Source organism: Methylovulum psychrotolerans (assembly GCF_002923755.1).
Classification (GTDB): Bacteria; Pseudomonadota; Gammaproteobacteria; order Methylococcales; family Methylomonadaceae; genus Methylovulum; species Methylovulum psychrotolerans.
This window is the reverse complement of record NZ_PGFZ01000002.1, coordinates 297,089-314,326: the sequence shown is the minus strand read 5'-3', so window position 1 is coordinate 314,326 and position 17,238 is coordinate 297,089. Positions and strand designations below refer to the sequence as shown.

The 17,238-nt window shown below is 50.8% G+C and carries 13 protein-coding genes; 5 read left to right on the top strand and 8 right to left on the bottom strand.

Features of this window, described 5'->3' with window-relative positions:
- Positions 1 to 119 precede the first annotated feature (119 nt).
- On the bottom strand, positions 120 to 956 hold the full coding sequence (locus AADEFJLK_RS07145) for an EAL domain-containing protein (protein ID WP_088619831.1): 837 nt from the start codon (positions 954 to 956) through the stop codon (positions 120 to 122).
- A gap of 207 nt (positions 957 to 1,163) precedes the next feature.
- On the opposite strand from AADEFJLK_RS07145, the gene AADEFJLK_RS07140 reads away from it, so the two are divergent.
- From AADEFJLK_RS07140 to AADEFJLK_RS07120, 5 genes are all read left to right on the top strand, one after another.
- Positions 1,164 to 2,057 (top strand): LysR substrate-binding domain-containing protein, encoded by an 894-nt coding sequence (locus AADEFJLK_RS07140; RefSeq protein ID WP_088619830.1) that lies wholly within the window; start codon positions 1,164 to 1,166, stop codon positions 2,055 to 2,057.
- Positions 2,058 to 2,482: 425 nt separating this feature from the next.
- Positions 2,483 to 3,874 carry a CmpA/NrtA family ABC transporter substrate-binding protein gene (locus tag AADEFJLK_RS07135; RefSeq protein WP_103973790.1) on the top strand — a complete coding sequence of 464 codons (1,392 nt, stop codon included), beginning with the start codon at positions 2,483 to 2,485 and terminating at the stop codon, positions 3,872 to 3,874.
- A gap of 378 nt (positions 3,875 to 4,252) precedes the next feature.
- Positions 4,253 to 5,269 (top strand): ABC transporter permease, encoded by a 1,017-nt coding sequence (locus AADEFJLK_RS07130; protein WP_088619828.1) that lies wholly within the window; start codon positions 4,253 to 4,255, stop codon positions 5,267 to 5,269.
- A gap of 54 nt (positions 5,270 to 5,323) precedes the next feature.
- Positions 5,324 to 7,039 carry an ABC transporter ATP-binding protein gene (locus AADEFJLK_RS07125; RefSeq protein ID WP_249027995.1) on the top strand — a complete coding sequence of 572 codons (1,716 nt, stop codon included), beginning with the start codon at positions 5,324 to 5,326 and terminating at the stop codon, positions 7,037 to 7,039.
- A gap of 293 nt (positions 7,040 to 7,332) precedes the next feature.
- Positions 7,333 to 8,658, top strand: a complete 1,326-nt coding sequence (locus AADEFJLK_RS07120) for an alginate export family protein (protein ID WP_103973789.1) — start codon at positions 7,333 to 7,335, stop codon at positions 8,656 to 8,658.
- A 140-nt stretch (positions 8,659 to 8,798) separates the two neighbouring features.
- Here the strand turns inward: AADEFJLK_RS07120 and AADEFJLK_RS07115 are convergent, their stop codons facing one another.
- The 7 genes from AADEFJLK_RS07115 to AADEFJLK_RS07085 all read right to left on the bottom strand — a co-directional run.
- Positions 8,799 to 9,761, bottom strand: coding sequence for an Rpn family recombination-promoting nuclease/putative transposase (locus AADEFJLK_RS07115; protein ID WP_103973788.1), 963 nt, complete (start codon positions 9,759 to 9,761; stop codon positions 8,799 to 8,801).
- Between the two features lie 253 nt (positions 9,762 to 10,014).
- Complete coding sequence (gene lysA / locus AADEFJLK_RS07110; protein ID WP_103973787.1) at positions 10,015 to 11,262, bottom strand: diaminopimelate decarboxylase; 1,248 nt, start codon at positions 11,260 to 11,262, stop codon at positions 10,015 to 10,017.
- A gap of 6 nt (positions 11,263 to 11,268) precedes the next feature.
- Positions 11,269 to 11,394, bottom strand: a complete 126-nt coding sequence (gene lptM / locus AADEFJLK_RS25500) for an LPS translocon maturation chaperone LptM (protein WP_103973786.1) — start codon at positions 11,392 to 11,394, stop codon at positions 11,269 to 11,271.
- Between the two features lie 225 nt (positions 11,395 to 11,619).
- Complete coding sequence (locus AADEFJLK_RS07100) at positions 11,620 to 12,471, bottom strand: formylglycine-generating enzyme family protein (protein ID WP_103973785.1); 852 nt, start codon at positions 12,469 to 12,471, stop codon at positions 11,620 to 11,622.
- Positions 12,471 to 15,215 carry a formylglycine-generating enzyme family protein gene (locus tag AADEFJLK_RS25040; RefSeq protein WP_211299169.1) on the bottom strand — a complete coding sequence of 915 codons (2,745 nt, stop codon included), beginning with the start codon at positions 15,213 to 15,215 and terminating at the stop codon, positions 12,471 to 12,473. The genes AADEFJLK_RS07100 and AADEFJLK_RS25040 overlap by 1 nt, the downstream gene beginning before the upstream one ends.
- Before the next feature lie 7 nt (positions 15,216 to 15,222).
- Positions 15,223 to 16,179, bottom strand: a complete 957-nt coding sequence (locus AADEFJLK_RS07090; RefSeq protein ID WP_103973784.1) for an AAA family ATPase — start codon at positions 16,177 to 16,179, stop codon at positions 15,223 to 15,225.
- On the bottom strand, positions 16,176 to 17,238 hold a 1,063-nt coding region (locus AADEFJLK_RS07085; protein WP_211299168.1), incomplete at its 5' end, for a hypothetical protein. The genes AADEFJLK_RS07085 and AADEFJLK_RS07090, both read right to left, overlap by 4 nt.

Below are 17,238 nucleotides of genomic sequence, written 5' to 3'. Positions count from 1 at the left end.
AGACGGTGAACCGCCTTACAGAGCATGGCGGTGAGTAAAATAGCGGAGAAAAAAAGAACCCCCTTCACGAAGAAGAGGGTTTAGAGGGCGGGGGCAATCATATTGCCCACATGGAGACTTTACAAGCATCTTAAGTGATCGACCGCCAACAGATCATAATAACGGCCTTGCACTAAATTAAAACCAACTGAGGATACGATGAACGCCTGCTCTTTTTCATCCACTTGTTGCAGAACCGTTTGTCCTCCCAGCAAGTCAATGAGTTCTTTTAACGAGCTTAACGCCGAAGGCCAAGTAATTTGTACATCCAAATCGCCCTGGCCTGAACCTGGCGCGTTGACCCGCAGATAATCGGGAGAAAGCTTAGAAATCAGATCCACCAAACCATTAGCGGCATATAAATGGCCGATATTCAAAGCGATTTTATAACCGCGCTGGCGATAATTTTGCAGGCCTTCCAACAGTTCATCATGGTGCAAGGCATAAAAATTATTAACCGCGATGGAAATCACGACATTTTTTGTTGCCAAGCCGCATTTGGCGATCACTTCTTCAAAATACGCGCCATGGTTACTGCTGACCCCCAAAACGTGGCGGGGATCCACATCTAAGAACAAAACCCCACCCAAATGGGAAAACGGCAGATAATTCAGCATGTGGACAGTTCTGGACAAACGGTCAAGGTTGATGATGGATTGAAAATCCGCCGCATTTTTTTTGCCGTCGTGCGACGCATGTTGGAAACCATCATAAGGTGCCACCGATAATTGGGCGATATGTCCGGTCAGCACTTCGTGGTTGTCGCCGGAACGGACAGGCGTAAAGGTGCTGCTGATACGGATAGGCCCAAACAGACCGCTAACGCGGTTGTTTTCCAAAATAAAAGGGTGCAGGTCGGAATGGTGTTCGTTAGCGAAACGCTCATTGAAATGATTAACAAGCTGTTGTAAAGGCATTTTTTTCTCCTAATTATAATGTTGTGTTGTCTAAGCCGGACTGGCAAGACGTTTATAAGCGTACCATAGTGCCGTCTTTTTGCTGTTGGTCAACATAATAAAGTCATCTTTATTTTTAACAAAACGATATGTTTAGATTTTTATATCGAATAAACAGATATAATAAACCTGCGTTAACCGCCACACTCAGACGACCTTTGAAAAACCATGAACTTAAGCCAAATCGAACTGCTGCGCATTTTGCAGGAAACCCAACTGAACTTGTCTAAAGCCGCCGACAAAATGCATGTCGTCCAATCGGCCGTCAGCCGGCAATTACAGCTCTTTGAGGAAGAATTAGGCTCGCCGCTATTTGAGCGTAGCGGCAAAAAATTAATGGCCTTAACCCCCTTAGGCAAACGGGTGATGTCGGAAGTCACCACCATCTGCCAGGCCAAGCTTAACATCCAAACGATTGCCGCCGATTTTCTCGACAGCAACCAAGGCACTATCCATGTCGCCACCACCCACACCCAAGCCAAATATTTTTTGCCCAAACCCATCCAACGGTTCCGAAAAAAATATCCAGGCGTACGGATTTACATGGTGCAAGCCTCGCCCGAACAACTGATCCACCAACTGCATGTGCATAAGGCTGACATTGCCATCTGCACCGAAAGGGTCGCTACTGATATTGCCTTAGTCACGTTACCTTGCTACGAATGGCACCATAGCGTGGTCATGCCCAAAGGCCACCCGCTCTGCGAAGGCGAACTGACTTACGCACGCTTGGCGGCGCAACCGATACTCACCTACAGCTTCGGCTTTACCGGGCGTTCCAATATTGAGTCCGCCTTTAAGCAATCGGGTTATGAGCTGGACATTATCTTAGCCGCAGCCGATACCGATGTGATAAAAACCTACGTCCGCTTAGGTATGGGCGTAGGCCTTATCGCCGGCATGGCTTACGATGCCGACATCGACCAAGACCTGTGCGCCCGTGACCTGTCACACCTGATCCCCCTGTCCAGCACCAAAATCGCTTATTTAAAACAAAATTATCTGCCGCTCTACAGCCAGCATTTTATTGAAGAACTGCTGTTGGCGGGTAAGGACTATTAACGTTTATAGAACAGGCAGAAAATAATTGGGCCATCTGCACGGGTCAGACCTTTCACTCCATCATCGAGCTTTAGCCAACAGCCCCGCAACCGTTCGGGATTGGTGCAGAAACCCTACATAACCGCACGAAATTGAAGCAAAAACAGCACTTATTGTCGCTTTTTAGTCCATTACCCTCCTGCCAAGCTGTTGACATAGAAAAACAAGGCATTGTTTTATATTAAAAAACTTACCGCACCTTCCAAATAAAAAAATTTGGCACAAGTCCTGCTTTATTATTTGCAATGGTTCTAAAGACGGAACCAAAACCTTAGCTCACTGTTGAGTATTTGACAAAGGCGTCGAAAAATCGAATGGTCTCATTTAGACCTACGATTTGGAGGCGCCTTTTTTTTTGCCCGAAATTCCATACAGGAAAAGCCACCATGAAAAAAACCGGACTGACCCTCAAAAAATGGGTAACTGCACTTTCTGCCGTTACCGCCTTGACGACTTTGGCTTTTGCTTCTGATGCCATTGCCGTAGCCAACATTGAAAAAGAAAACCTTAAATTCGGTTTCATTAAACTGACCGACATGGCCCCGCTCGCGGTCGCTTTTGAAAAAGGCTTCTTTGAAGACGAAGGCCTGTTTGTCCAATTAGAAGCGCAAGCCAACTGGAAAGTGGTCATGGACCGCGTGGTCAGCGGCGAATTGGACGGCTCGCACATGCTAGCCCCCGCCCCCTTGGGCATGAGCGTCGGCTTTGGTGCGCAAGCCGACATCGTCACCGCGTTCAGCATGGGTTTTAACGGCAGCGCCATCACCGTATCCAATGACGTTTGGCAACAAATGAAACCGAACGTACCGATGGAAGGCGGCAAACCCGTACATCCCATTAAAGCCGATGCCCTAAAGCCTGTAGTCGACAAATTCAAAAGTGCGGGCAAGCCATTCAATATGGCGATGACCTTCCCAATTGGTAGCCATAACCTAAAACTACGCTATTGGTTGGCGGCAGGCGGCATTAAACCGGGCTTTTATGCCCCACCCCAAGACACCTCCGGGCAATTGGATGCCGATGCCCTGCTCTCCGTCACCCCACCGCCACAAATGCCTGCTACCTTGGAATCCGGCACTATTAACGGCTATTGCGTCGGCGAACCCTGGAACCAACAAGCCGTGTTTAAAGGCATAGGTGTTCCCGTCGTCACCGATGACGAACTCTGGAAAGACACCCCGGAAAAAGTTTTTGGCGTGACCAAAGCGTGGGCGGACAAAAACCCCAACACCCATTTGGCCGTGGTTAAAGCCTTAATCCGCGCCGCTATCTGGTTGGATGCCGACAACAACAAAAACCGCAAAGAAGCCATTGAGATGTTGGCGCAAAAACAGTATGTGGGCGCGGACTACGAAGTCTTAGCCAACAGTATGACCGGCACCTTTGAATATGAAAAAGGCGACAAACGCCCCTTACCCGACTTTAACACCTTCTTCCGTAACGGTGCCAGCTACCCGTCTTACAGCAGCGCGGTATGGTACCTCACCCAGTTACGCCGTTGGGGCATGATCAGCGAATTTAAGCCTGATAACTGGTACATGGAAACCGCGAAAAAAGTCTATCGCCCGGACATTTACTTAGCTGCCGCCAAAGAACTGGTTGCCGAAGGCAAAGCCCAGGCGGCCGATTTTCCTGCCGACACCAGCATCAAACCTTCGCAAAACTTCTTTATCGACAAAATGGCCTTTGATGCCAACAAGCCTAACGCCTATTTGGAACAATTCCCGATTGGCCTGAAAGGCAAACAAAAAGTGGTCGGCGGTAAAGTGGTTGACTAACCCCTAGCAGGGAGCGCGGGCATCTTGCCCGCACGTTAGGAATCCCCACCCCTAAAAAGCAACTATACTGTGAACGGCCAAGTTTTCGGCTTTTACAATTCACCGTAGGGTACGCTGTACCCTCAGGGGCATAAATGCGTACTTTTTACACTGATTTTTATGAGGATTTTTTAAAGGTACGCATTTATGCCCCTGAAGGTACAGCGTACCCTACCAAAAAAACCGAAAACCTGGCCGTTTGAAGTATATGTTACAGCATCATCCAACTCGTAAGTGAGTGTTCCTGGTTAGACAAGGCGGTTAGGTTTAGTGCAAGGATGCACTTTTTTTACGACACATTCTATTTTTATCAGCGGCGCACGCCTGCTAGGGGTCATTATGAGCCATCAATTAATCAAATTTCTCAATATCGCCGGGCTGACATGGTTTGTCCCGCTGGTAAAACTGGCGACGGGCGAAAACCCCAGCCAACAACTGCGCGAATTATGGCTGATTATGGGTATCCCCATTATTGCCTTCATGCTGTTTTTAGGGATGTGGAGCTTCTCCGCCTCTAAAGTCCACACCAGCTTAGGCGCGATTCCAGGCCCTTCAGCCGTTTGGGAGGAAGCGGGCGGCTTACTGGAGGCGCATTACGCCGAACGCCAAAAAGAAGTCGAATTTTACCAACGCCAACAAGCGCGTGACGATAAAATGCTCGCGGAAAACCCTAACGCCGAAGTGAAAAAACGCCCTTATACCGGCAAACCGACTTATCTTGACCAAATTTTGACTAGCCTGCGCACTGTATTTGCGGGCTTTATCATTGCGACGCTGGTCGCCATTCCCTTAGGCATCCTCTGCGGTATGAGCAGCATCATCAATACCGCCCTTAACCCGATCATACAAATTTTTAAGCCTGTATCCCCGCTGGCCTGGCTACCGATAGTCACGCTCATCGTCAGTTCTGTGTATGTGAGTACCGATGACTCGTGGTTTGAAAAATCCTTCCTGACCTCCGCCATTACTGTCACCCTGTGTTCGCTATGGCCGACCCTGATTAACACGGCGGTGGGCGTATCCTCCATTGACAAGGATTTAGTCAACGTCGGCAAAGTGTTGCGCTTGAACTATGTGACCCAAATCCAAAAAATCATCTTGCCTTCGGCATTGCCGTATATTTTTACCGGCATGAGACTGTCGCTGGGCGTGGGCTGGATGGTGTTGATCGCCGCCGAAATGTTGGCGCAAAACCCCGGTTTGGGCAAGTTCGTCTGGGACGAATTCCAAAACGGCAGCTCCAACTCGCTAGGCCGCATTATGGTCGCCGTATTCACCATTGGCATTATCGGCTTCATTCTCGACCGTATCATGCAGTCTTTCCAAAAAGTCTTCTCTTTTGGCCGATCACTGTAACCCCCGGAGCCCGCCATGAGCGCAGCCGCAAAACTTAAACTTGTTAACACTGCTATGTCATCAATCCCTAACACGCCTTCCAATGACCCGGAATTGCCGCTGGTCGAATTGATTAATGTCTGTAAATCGTACGGTGACGGCAAAGACAAAAACTCGATCTTAAAGAATATCAACCTGTCAATTAAAGACGGCGAGTTTATTGCTATTGTCGGCTTTTCGGGTAGCGGAAAAACTACGTTAATCTCTACCTTGGCGGGTTTAATTCAAGCCGATAGCGGTCAGGTGTTAAAACAAGGCAAACCCATTACTGGCCCAGGCCCTGACCGCGGCGTGGTGTTCCAAAACTATTCACTGATGCCGTGGCTGACTGTGTTTGAAAACGTCGCCTTAGCGGTCGATGAAATTTTTAAGGACTGGACGGCTGAGCAACGCAAAGCCCATACCGAAAAATATGTGCGCATGGTGAATCTAGGCGCGGCGATGGATAAAAAACCCGCCGAACTGTCCGGCGGGATGCGCCAACGTGTCAACGTGGCGCGGGCTTTGGCGGCAAACCCGGACATTTTATTATTGGACGAACCGCTCAGCGCCTTAGACGCTTTGACACGCGGTAACTTGCAAGATGAGATCCTGTCCATCTGGGAGCAAGAAAAGAAAACCGTCATCCTCATCACCAATGATGTCGATGAGGCCATTTATATGGCAGACCGCGTCATTCCGCTCAATCCAGGCCCTGATGCCACTTTCGGCCCCGATTTTCCGGTGACGATTGAGCGCCCGCGTGACCGCACGGACTTAAACCATAACGAAGAATTCAAACGTTTGCGGGCGGAAATCACCCAATACTTGATGGCTATCGGCATGGCAAAAACCCAAGACACCCCAGGCGACAAGATCGTCCTGCCCAATGTCCGCCCGAATACCAGCAACGATTGGAAATCTGGCGCACCGACCTTAAAGCCAGAACAGGATAATCTGGGCAGGCCCCGCTACTTGGAGTTTTCGCAATTGTCGAAAATCTACCCTAAAGCCAACGGTAACGGTACGGTAAAAGTGGTTGATGGTTTTGACCTGAAAATGAAAAAAGGCGAGTTCATCTCCATTATCGGCCACTCCGGCTGCGGCAAATCCACCGTATTATCGATGGCGGCAGGTTTGACTTCAATTTCCGAGGGCGGCATTATCCTCGACAACCGCGAAGTGGACAGTGCCGGCCCCGATAAAGGCGTGGTCTTCCAAGCCCCTAGCCTGTTCCCGTGGTTGACCGCGTTTGAAAACGTCATGCTTGGGGTCGATAAAGTCTATCCCCATGCCAGCAAATCGGAACGGGAAGACATTGTTGAGTATTATCTGACCCGCGTCGGCCTAGGCGATGCCCTGCGCAAAAAAGCCGGCGACATGTCCAACGGTATGCGCCAACGGGTCGGCATTGCCCGCGCTTTCGCCCTGTCACCCAAGCTCTTACTCTTAGACGAGCCGTTCGGGATGCTCGACTCCTTAACCCGCTGGGAATTGCAAGAAGTGCTGATGGAAGTTTGGGAGCGCACCCATGTGACCGCCATTGTCGTGACCCATGATGTCGACGAGGCGATTCTGCTGGCCGACCGCGTGGTCATGATGACCAACGGCCCCCATGCCAAAATCGGCAAAATCCAAGAGATTGATTTGCCCCGCCCGCGTACCCGTAAAGCCTTATTGACCCATAACGACTATTACCACTACCGCGAAAGCATTCTGACCTTTTTAACCGAGTGCGACCACACCCATTAAGGAACGTACACGAAATAAAATCGAAAGGACGACACCCCCTCCCTCCTAAGCGAAGCCGAAGGGCTTCCCCTTGGCAGGGGAAGGGGCTTTTTCCCCTGACTTTCGCCTGTACGACAGGGAAGCCGTTCGCTCCCTCCCCTGCCAAGGGGAGGGCTGGGGTGGGGTTTAACACGCAGAGGTGCAATGGAACGCCTACTTAATTTTATGCACGCTCCTAAACGATTTATGAGCAGTTACTTAATTACCCATTATCCCACCAACATCTTTTTTCATTGCCAACAAAGGGAGGCTTTATGCCTAAGCAACAACAAAAGAAACTGTCGGGTTCCATCTCGGCCCTACTCTTGTCACTATCTGTCGTCAGCCTACCTGCTTCGGCGGGATTGACCCAACAAATCGAGGACGCGCTTAACTTTTACCACTACGGCCATAATGGCGCGATTAAGTTCGACTTGAACTACCGTTATGAAAACGTTAACGAAGACAACCGCTTTGCCCCGACTGGCACCGTGCTGCCCGCCGCCAAGCAACCGTTAACCGCCAACGCCAATACCGCCCGCCTGCGCCTAGGCTACCTCACCCCGACCTTTGTAGGCTTCCAAGCTTATGCCGAATATGAAGGCAATTTAGCGATGGAAGACGAATATAACAACACCTTGCCCAACGGCAACCCGTTATATTCAAGAGTCGCCGACCCTGACCGCAGCGAGTTGAACCAATTCTGGCTGGCCTACTCCGGCATCCCCGACAACCTCATTAAACTCGGCAGACAGCGCATCAAATTGGACGATGACCGCTTTATCGGTAACGTCGGCTGGCGGCAAATGGAACAAACTTACGATTCGGTACTGCTGACCCATAACAACCAAACCCTATTCGGTTTAGTCGTGAACGCGGGCTATATCGCCAACGTACAAACCTTTACCGGCACCACCGATAACGTCCAAGCCCCGATCCTAAACCTGAACTACAAAATGGGCGATTACGGCAACCTGATTGGCTATGGCTACTTGTTAGACTACACCGAAAAGGCTAACTACGAAAAATCCAGCCAAACTTACGGCTTACGCGCCACTTGCTGCGTCAAACCGCTGGACTCGTACAAAATCAGCGACCATTTTGGCTTGGCTTACACCGCGGAATGGAGTCATCAAAGCAACTACGGCAATGGTCCGACCGGGTACGAAGCTGACCGTTACAACGTCATGGGCGGCTTAAGCGCCTATAACATTATGTTCCAAGGGGCTATGGAGCAACTGGGCGGTTCTGGCCTGAACAAAACCTTTGACACCCCCTTAGGCACTAACCACGCTTTCCAAGGCTGGGCGGATTTGTTCCTGACCACGCCTAGCAACGGTATCCGCGATGTCTTCGGTACGGTAATGGTGCCGTTCCAACGCGGCGACTTAGTGCTCAGCGGCATTTACCATGCCTATACCGATGACGGTGGCCGCTATAATTACGGCGACGAGTGGAATTTCCAAGCCGTGCAAAAGTTCGGCAAGCATTATAGCTTGCTGGCAAAATACGCTTACTACCACGCCGGCGACAACCTCGACCCGACATTTAAAAGCACCGACACCCAAAAAATCTGGCTGCAAGGCAACATTAGCTTTTAAATCGCCTGTGCCGACAAGCCAACACAGCTAGGCATCCGTTTTCTGCCCCCATTCCCACCCCTAACTTCAGGGGCGGGAATGGGAAAGCAGCCAAACGAAGCACCGCGCATTTTTCCTGCCTCCTCCTTCGGCTCCCCCCGCTACTGCGCCTTATCGGCACAGCTTGCCAAAATCACCGCCACCTCAGCAGCATCTAACTGGACAATGGCGGCAATGGCATCAACACCCATGCCCGCTTTATCGGCGTTGGCAATAATCAGGCGGCGGTTTTGTTCTATGCCCTGCCCAACCCCTTTTTCAATGCCCAGTTCCATGCCTTTTTCGATGCCCTGCTCTATGCCTTTTTCAATGCCCAGTTCCATGCCTTTTTCGATGCCCAGTTCCATGCCTTGTTCAAGCCCTTGCTTCAACGCCAGCGAATATGCCCCTTTTTGAATCATAATCCAATCGCGCTTTCGATGCTGTAAATCCAGCTCTTCCGCGCTTAAATTAGCCTCATTAGCAATCGCAAAGGCTTTTTCCTGCTCCCGCGCCAGATTTTTAGGCACGGCATCTAACTTGCCCGCATTTTTAATAAAATACAGCCACTTATCCTGAATAGTAAGTAACTCAGCTTCGGTTTTAGTAAATTTCGGCAATTCGATAAAGACCAGCTCAATATCGTCGTTATATTCGATAAACCGCTCTTTCTCCAGCAACTTAAAGCCGTTAATCAACGGCTGATCTGGGAAAAGGATAAAATCGGTCAACGTCAAACCGATGACCGGATTGAGCAGACCATAATCCTCACCCTTACTCAGTTGGGCAGAATAATTTTTCGCGGCGTTATAGAGGATACGCTTTTCAAAACCTTCATGGTGCAGCACCTGCATTTCGACAATCACTTGGCTGCCGTCATCCAGTTTCGCTTTGACATCGACATAGGTATCCTTCATACCCTTCAACATCGGGATATTATACGGGTCAACAAATATCAGGTCCGTAATCAACCGTCCGTTAAAATCCAGCACCGAATTGAGGAAACTGAGCAAAATATCCTGAGAGCCTTCGCTGCCAAAGACTTTTTTAAACGCAAAATCGGTTTTAATATCAAGAAAATTCATGCGCTGACCTATTAAAAATTTCGAACCGTGAATAACGTACAACGGCCATTAAAGAACGCTCACGAAAAAATCCGTTGCAGAGACGAAGAGGCGTTCCCTAAGCGAAGCCGAAAGCCGTTCCCTGAGCGAAGCCGAAGGGAGCGGCTCTTCGGCTTCGCCCAAAGGCCTAGAGCTGGGATCCCGTGCAATATAGAACGCCTACTTAATTTATGCACGTTCCTAAGACAGAAATTATCGATTACCCCAGACCCTACTACGGCAACAAGCTCTCCCCCGCCCACAATTGCGCCAAGGTTTCCCTAGCCCTCACCAAATGGCATTGTGTCCCGTCCACCATCACCTCAGCGACCCGTGGCCTAGAATTGTAATTGGAACTCATACTAAAACCATAAGCCCCCGCCGAGCGCACCGCCAGCAAATCGCCGACCGCCAGTTTCAGCAAACGCTCTTTACCCAAAAAATCCCCGGTTTCGCACACTGGGCCGACAATATCCCAATGCACTAACGGCGCATCATCATGCGGACTGACCGGAATAATTTCCTGCCACGCCCCGTACAGCGACGGGCGCAACAAATCATTCATCGCCGCATCGACAATGGCAAAATTCTTATTAGCGGTCGGTTTCAGATACTCCACTTGCGTGACCAAAATCCCCGCATTACCGACAATCGCCCGCCCCGGTTCCAAAAGAATCTCATAACTGTGCTGCCCCAAACGTTCCAACACCGCTTGGATATATTGTGCAGGCTGGGGCGGCTGCTCATCCTTATAACAAATGCCCAAACCGCCGCCCAAATCCAAATGGTGCAGATGGATACCCTCTTCCCGCAACGTCGCCACCAGTTCCAGCAACTTATCCAACGCGTCCAAAAATGGCCGGGTTTCGGTCAATTGCGAACCGATATGGCAATCAATACCCACTACCTTAATATACGGCAGGGCGGCGGCGCGGCGGTACTCGGCGATGGCCGTATCAATGTCGATACCGAATTTATTTTCTTTCAGGCCTGTCGAGATATACGGATGGGTTTTGGCATCGACATCGGGATTCACCCGGAACGACACGGGCGCGACCACACCCAATTGTCCGGCCAGATTATTGATCCGATCCAACTCACCGCTAACCTCAATATTAAAGCAACGGATACCCGCTTTTAACGCCGCCAGAATTTCATCCTCACGCTTACCGACCCCCGAAAAAACAATCTTTTTAGCATCACCACCCGCCGCCAAGACCCGTTCCATTTCCCCCAACGAGACAATATCAAACCCCGACCCCAACCGCGCCAGCACATTCAACACGCCTAAATTAGAGTTAGCCTTAACCGCATAACAGACCAAATGCGGTATAGCGCCAAACGCGCCATCAAATGCCCGCCAATGCCGCTCCAGCGTCGCACGCGAGTAGATATAGCAAGGGCTGCCAAATTGATAAACAATATCCTGCACTGCCACCGCTTCGGCAAACAGCTCATTGTTTTGATAATTAAAATAGTCCATAGTTCGTTATTTTTTGTCCGGTTGTGTAGGGGTAGGTGGGGCTTTATCCGGCAGATAAAGCGGCCCAGGTTGACCGCAAGCGGTAAGCAATAAGTTTAACAGTAAAAATAAGATTATTTTAGGGCTAGACATTTTCTTGGCGTTCGCAAGTGTGGGTAATGGCTTATAGTAGCGTAAATTTGTAGGCTATTGGGGGGAAATTATGGGGGATAAGTCGATGTGAAACGGTTTTTGTCTTTATATGGATTTCAGTGTCTTTTATCTGTTAATAATCATAGCGACCATAAATCCCCCCGTCGCTCATCCGGCACGGTCTGTCGCTGCTCCGCGACGCACCTGCCCGCACCCGATGACCGACTAGCCTGCGGTTCCACCGCCCTGCTGTAGCTCAGCATGACCTAGGGCAAGGCGCAAGCCCAAGCGGTCGTAACGGCCATCTGGCCAGATCCTTTCACGGATAGCACAACGGACATTCCCGCCGTCGTAGTCCCAAGAGCCACCACGCACAACACGCAAGGCATCCGGCTCCAGACCTGTCGGCACTTGCCAAGGGTCGCACACAGCGGCAGTACCCAAAGAATCCCGCCAAACATCCTCACACCACTCCCAAACATTGCCGTGCATTGCAAATAAGCCCCAAGCATTGCAGGGATAAGCTTTTACCTCCGCCGTCGCTTGTTTCGCTCCTTTACCCCATTCATCAGATTTGTATTCCCAAGTGCCACGGTAATTCACCTTAGCCAGCGTCAACTCACCCGCAAAATTAAATGGCGTTTGCGTACCTGCCCGGCAAGCATATTCCCACTCCGCTTCCCAAGGCAAACGGGCGTTCAGATCAGGATACAACTGCCTCAGCTTAGCAATAAAAGCCTGGGCATCAGCCCAACTTACCTGTTCCACAGGGCACTCAGCACCTTTAAAATGGCTAGGATTATCGCCCATCACCGCTTGCCACAAGGCTTGGGTCACGGTAGTTTCCGCCAACCAAAAGCCTTGGCTAATTGTCACCTGATGCAAATCTTCATCACTATAGCGGCCTTGCTCAGTTTCAGGCGACCCCATCATAAAGCTACCCGGCTCTATCCAGCGGAAAATATGGCGGACAGCCTGATAAATAAAAGCTTGCCATAAACCATAACGGTCTTCGCCCCAATCGGAAGCCCAAGAGTAAGGAAAAACGGGGTGGGAAGGTTGGCTATGAAGGTTCATTATTTCTCATTCCTCCTAAACCAAGAGGCCAAACGTTGTATTTGATCGGGTGTCTTATTGTCCGTGTCCGGTATGGCCTCGGTCTGCCGCTGCTCCGCGACGCGTCTGCCCGATACCCCGCCAGCCGCTACCTGACTTGACCTGAGCTCAGGATGACCTAGGGCAAGGCGCAAGCCAATGCTGTAGTCGCGGTTATCTGGCCCGTCCCTGGAACGGATAGCAGAACGGACATCCCCGCCGACGTAGTCCCAAGAGCCACCACGCACAACACGCAAGGCATCCGTCTCACCTTCGGCACCAAACGGATTGACCGCCCCCCCCGCAGGCAATTGCTCCTGCCAAACATCAGCGCACCATTCCCAGACATTGCCGTGCATTTCATACAAGCCCCACGGATTAGGCGGTAGTGTTTTTACCTGAACTGTCTGCCCTCTGTATAAGCCTTTTTCGCCGCCAGCATAAGGAAAATTACCGTCATAATTGACCTGCTCCGGCGTGATGTTAGCCCCAAACGAAAACGGAGTTGCAGTACCCGCGCGACAAGCATACTCCCATTGCGCCTCACTGGGCAATTGCCCAGCTAAATCGGATTCAAGCCCCTTTAGCTTATCTATAAAAACTTGAGCATCTTGCCAACTGACGGTCTCAACCGGATTAGCGGGATTATCTTTAAATTTGCTGGGATTATTGCCCATCACCGCCAGCCATAACGCTTGCGTCACCGTTGTGTCAGCCAACCAAAAACCGTCAGTCAACGTCACTAGATGCTGCACTTCGCTATTTCTCCGATCTACCTCATCCGGCGGCGATCCCATCAAAAACCGCCCCGGATTCAGCCAACGGAACCGCTGTACCACGTCTTTATACTGCCAATCCGCATACAAACCAAAACCGTCACGCCCCATAGCCTCCGCCCAGCTTGGCTTAGCACACCAATCCAACCGTAATTCTTCCCTGTCGCTACGGATTAACAACGCTTGACCGTATTGCAATGGCACCGTTTGACCGATACCATACAAGCGCGATACCGCCGCCCCTGCCTCGGCAACCCCCTCGACTTGTATCTGCGCCAACTGATGACTAATTTCCCCCACCAAACTGCCCGAGGCCTCACTGGCCGAAGCGGCAAATACCACCCCCTGCCCACGCTGATAAATGTAGCTTTTCAGCACGGGTCCCTTAATCACCCCGGCGAGGTTTTCTAAGGACAAACCCTCCGGCAACGGCACATCAGGGTTAGCGACAACCCACGCCCCGGCTAATAACTTGTTTTGCCATAAAGACGGATGTTGCCTACCCCCCATACGTTGCGACCATTGCTTCGCCGCTAAAAATACACCCTCGTGGGGTTTTTGCACGGTTTCCACTAACCACTGGGCAAATTGCCGGGCAGTCTCCGGCAGCGCGTCACCCGTTAACTCGGCATAAATACATTGCTCTTCATAAGTAATGACAGGCGACAACGCCGCATGGTGTTGGGCTAATAAGCCGCTAATTTGCTGTTGCAAGGCTGGCGTTACCCGCGCATCGGTACGGAACTGCTCACGGTAACGGCGCACTTGCCCGGCTTGGAGATAAAACGCCAAAGGCCCCGCCTGTACTGCCGGATGGTTCCAAACCGCAAATTCAGTGCCGACATCCATCGCGGCGGCAGGAAACAACAACCGCGCCGCCCGCAATAAGGCAGGTTCTACCCGCACGGCGATAGCCAGTAAGCTCAGTAAGCACTCGGCAGCGCCCTCATCACGCCCGCCTGCCGTATCCGCCGCCGGATAAACCCGATAACGCGCCACACCTTGCGGTGGCCGTACGCCCCTATCCCAATACACGCAACAAAACAGCCCGCACAATTGCGCATCCCAATAACGGGGCGGACACGGCATTAACGCCCAGACCCTGCCAGCCGTCCGCGCCAGTTGCGCACCAAACCGCCGCCAGCGCACACGCCGCTGTTCGCCCATGCCGTTACAGCCTAAATCGCTTAACACCAGCACTTGTGTACCGGGCGCAGGCCATGGGTAATAGTCGAGAGGCCGCCAGCCTGTGGGCGTGGCTTGCCAATAAGGCCCGCTAGGGTCTCCCGTGGGCAACGCCAACACCTGCAACCCCGCCACACCGCGCACTTGGCTAAGCTGGGCTTTTAAGGCGTTAAAATCTTGGCTGAACGGCACTAAGGCCGGGTCATAATCCATAATTAACTGCACTTGGCTAGCCCAGCCTTTGCGTTTGACTTTAGGCAAACGCCGCAATGGCTTGCCTTTGGCTAAGGTGTTGATGACGCGCGGCATATCCGGCTTATGGTGGGCAATATCCGCCCCTAAGGCCATTTTTAAAAACGGCCATAGCCTGTTCCACGCCATCAGCGGCGGCTGTTCGGGCGGCTTATAGCCTTCGGGGGCTTGCAGGGCTGGCGGGGCTGGCCGGTCAAGGTATTGTACGGCGGCTTTGTCAGCCTCGGCTTCGTCGTCATCAGCAAAACTTTGCTGGGCAACCACGCGCAGAAACTGGCCTTGGGTTTTAGCCGTGTCCTTTGGGTTTTGTGGCGGGACGGGGGCTGGTACGGCTTCTTCAACCGTCACCGCCTCATCTATGTCTAACACATCGGGTAGGGTTGGTGGGGTTACGGGTTCGGGCGCTTGCTCAAACAAACCATAGCCTAAAGCCGCCGCCAACCCCACTAACTGCGGGCGATCAGCATCTTTAAGACACGCCACTAAATCGGCACGGCTAACTAAGGCGATCATAAGCCGTTTACGTCGCCGCTTTACGGTACACAAACTGCCGCAAGGTATCCAGTAATTCTAGCTGTTTTGTTTCCACTTGTGCCATGTTCGTAATCGCCCTGAGCAAATCCAGATATTCGGCTTGCCCAGGTTTAGGTTGCCCCGGTTCCACTACCGCGCGGTCAGCCAGCAATAATTCGGCGGCGCGGTGGCGCACTTCGCTGCTGCATTTGTCGCCAAAATGCGCCTCGCCCCGTTTGACCAAAAAAGCCAGCAATTCATCAGGGTTTTCTGGTAATCCCAAAGGCAGCACCAAGCAACGGCGCACAAACGCGGCGGGTAATTCGCGTTCTTCATTGGTGGTGATAATCACCAGCGGTGCAGGTACGCAGGCGCCGCGCCGCACCGACTCGCCCAGATATGGCACTTTAAAATCGCCATTGCCTAGAGTTTCTAGCAAACCATTAGGCAAATCGGTGTCGGCTTTGTCTATCTCGTCAATCAGCAACACACTGCCGTGGCTAGGTTGCCAACCCGCCGGACGCTCCGGCATAGCGTCGCAAGAATGGTGACAGCACTGAAATTGCCGCTCGGCAGATTCCCAGTTTAACGCCCACCACAACGGCCCAGGACTGAGAAAACGGCTGTGGTGCAAATGGTTAAGACGGTCGCCAGCGGGAACAGAAGCCATAATTTGCGCTTCGCCCAGCCGCGCCACGGCATCAAATTGCCATTGTAAATCTTCGCATTCGGTATGGGCGTTAACTACAACGGATAAAAACAGCCGCCGCCGCGCCACCGCCGCCGCACGAGCCAATTGGCTTTTACCCGTGCCGGGTTCGCCGCGCAACAACAAAGGCCGCCCCGCCGCTTCCGCCGCCATCAGGGCATAACCGTGCTGCTGCTCGAAAAGATGGACGCTGTCCGGCCAAGAGCCTTGTTTAAGAAGAGGCAACAACTCTTTGGTAGAATATGGGTTATTCATGAAAATTTATCCAACATTAATAAAAACTCACGGAGTATTGAGACTAAACGGGGTTCATCCATTACCAATACCGAATCACCTATTATTTTATCTTTACCAGTAAGAATAGCTTTAAGATGCGGCAAATCTTTTCTCAATTGCTCAACAATCCCATAATCATCAGAATAATCTATACGAGGAATTGTAAAATAATAAACATCTTGGTCATCTATATAGCGGAGTTCAAGCGTATACCTGAGTTCTTCTAACCAATCCCCTGTTGTAGGTGGCAACTCAAACATCACTTGGCGGTAAATTTCTCTTTCAATATCCCTTACACGATCATCAAGAAAAAACCCTCTTTCTAATTTTCCAGGATTAATCCAGCCAGTACAATATACGTTATTATCCTTTAATTGTAAGCGCACTTGCTTTTCAAACAATCGGGCAACAAATATACCCGTACCGGCTAGCGTGTCTAAAGGCACAACGATTTCTGCCACGTTGAAAAAATTAATTGATGTTCCTACATGCTTGGCTGCTTCACCGGCTTTGACAACAAACAATGCCAACCAACCTAAAACATCGTGTGCAACTTTTTTTATCTGCTGAGTAAATCCTGAATTTTGTTCTAAACAGCTTCTAACCACTGTACGCCAAAATCTAATGGCTTTTTCAGGATCGAAATTATCGGCGGGAATCAATATCTCTTCTGGTGCAATCTTGGATGATTGGCTTTGTAACATCTCGGTCAACGCAATAACAGCATGTTGTTTTACCGAGAAAATTTTTTTTAATTCTGCGCGAATTTTGTCAATAAAATCCTTATCAGAAAATACAGGTTCAACGACAGGCGGCTCAATAGACTTTATTTCTTCAATCAATTTACGCAAGCCATTTACCACATCAAGATAGGCTTCATCTAAATCCGACCATTGCTTTATGGGCTTAAGATTTTTGGGTAAACCTTGTAATTTTGCAAAAGCAGACCCCTTTAAATCAGTAGCTCTCAGCAAAATAGGAACAACAATCGCTAACCCTTGATCATGTTTTGCCAAAGCACGTTTCATTTCAACCTCA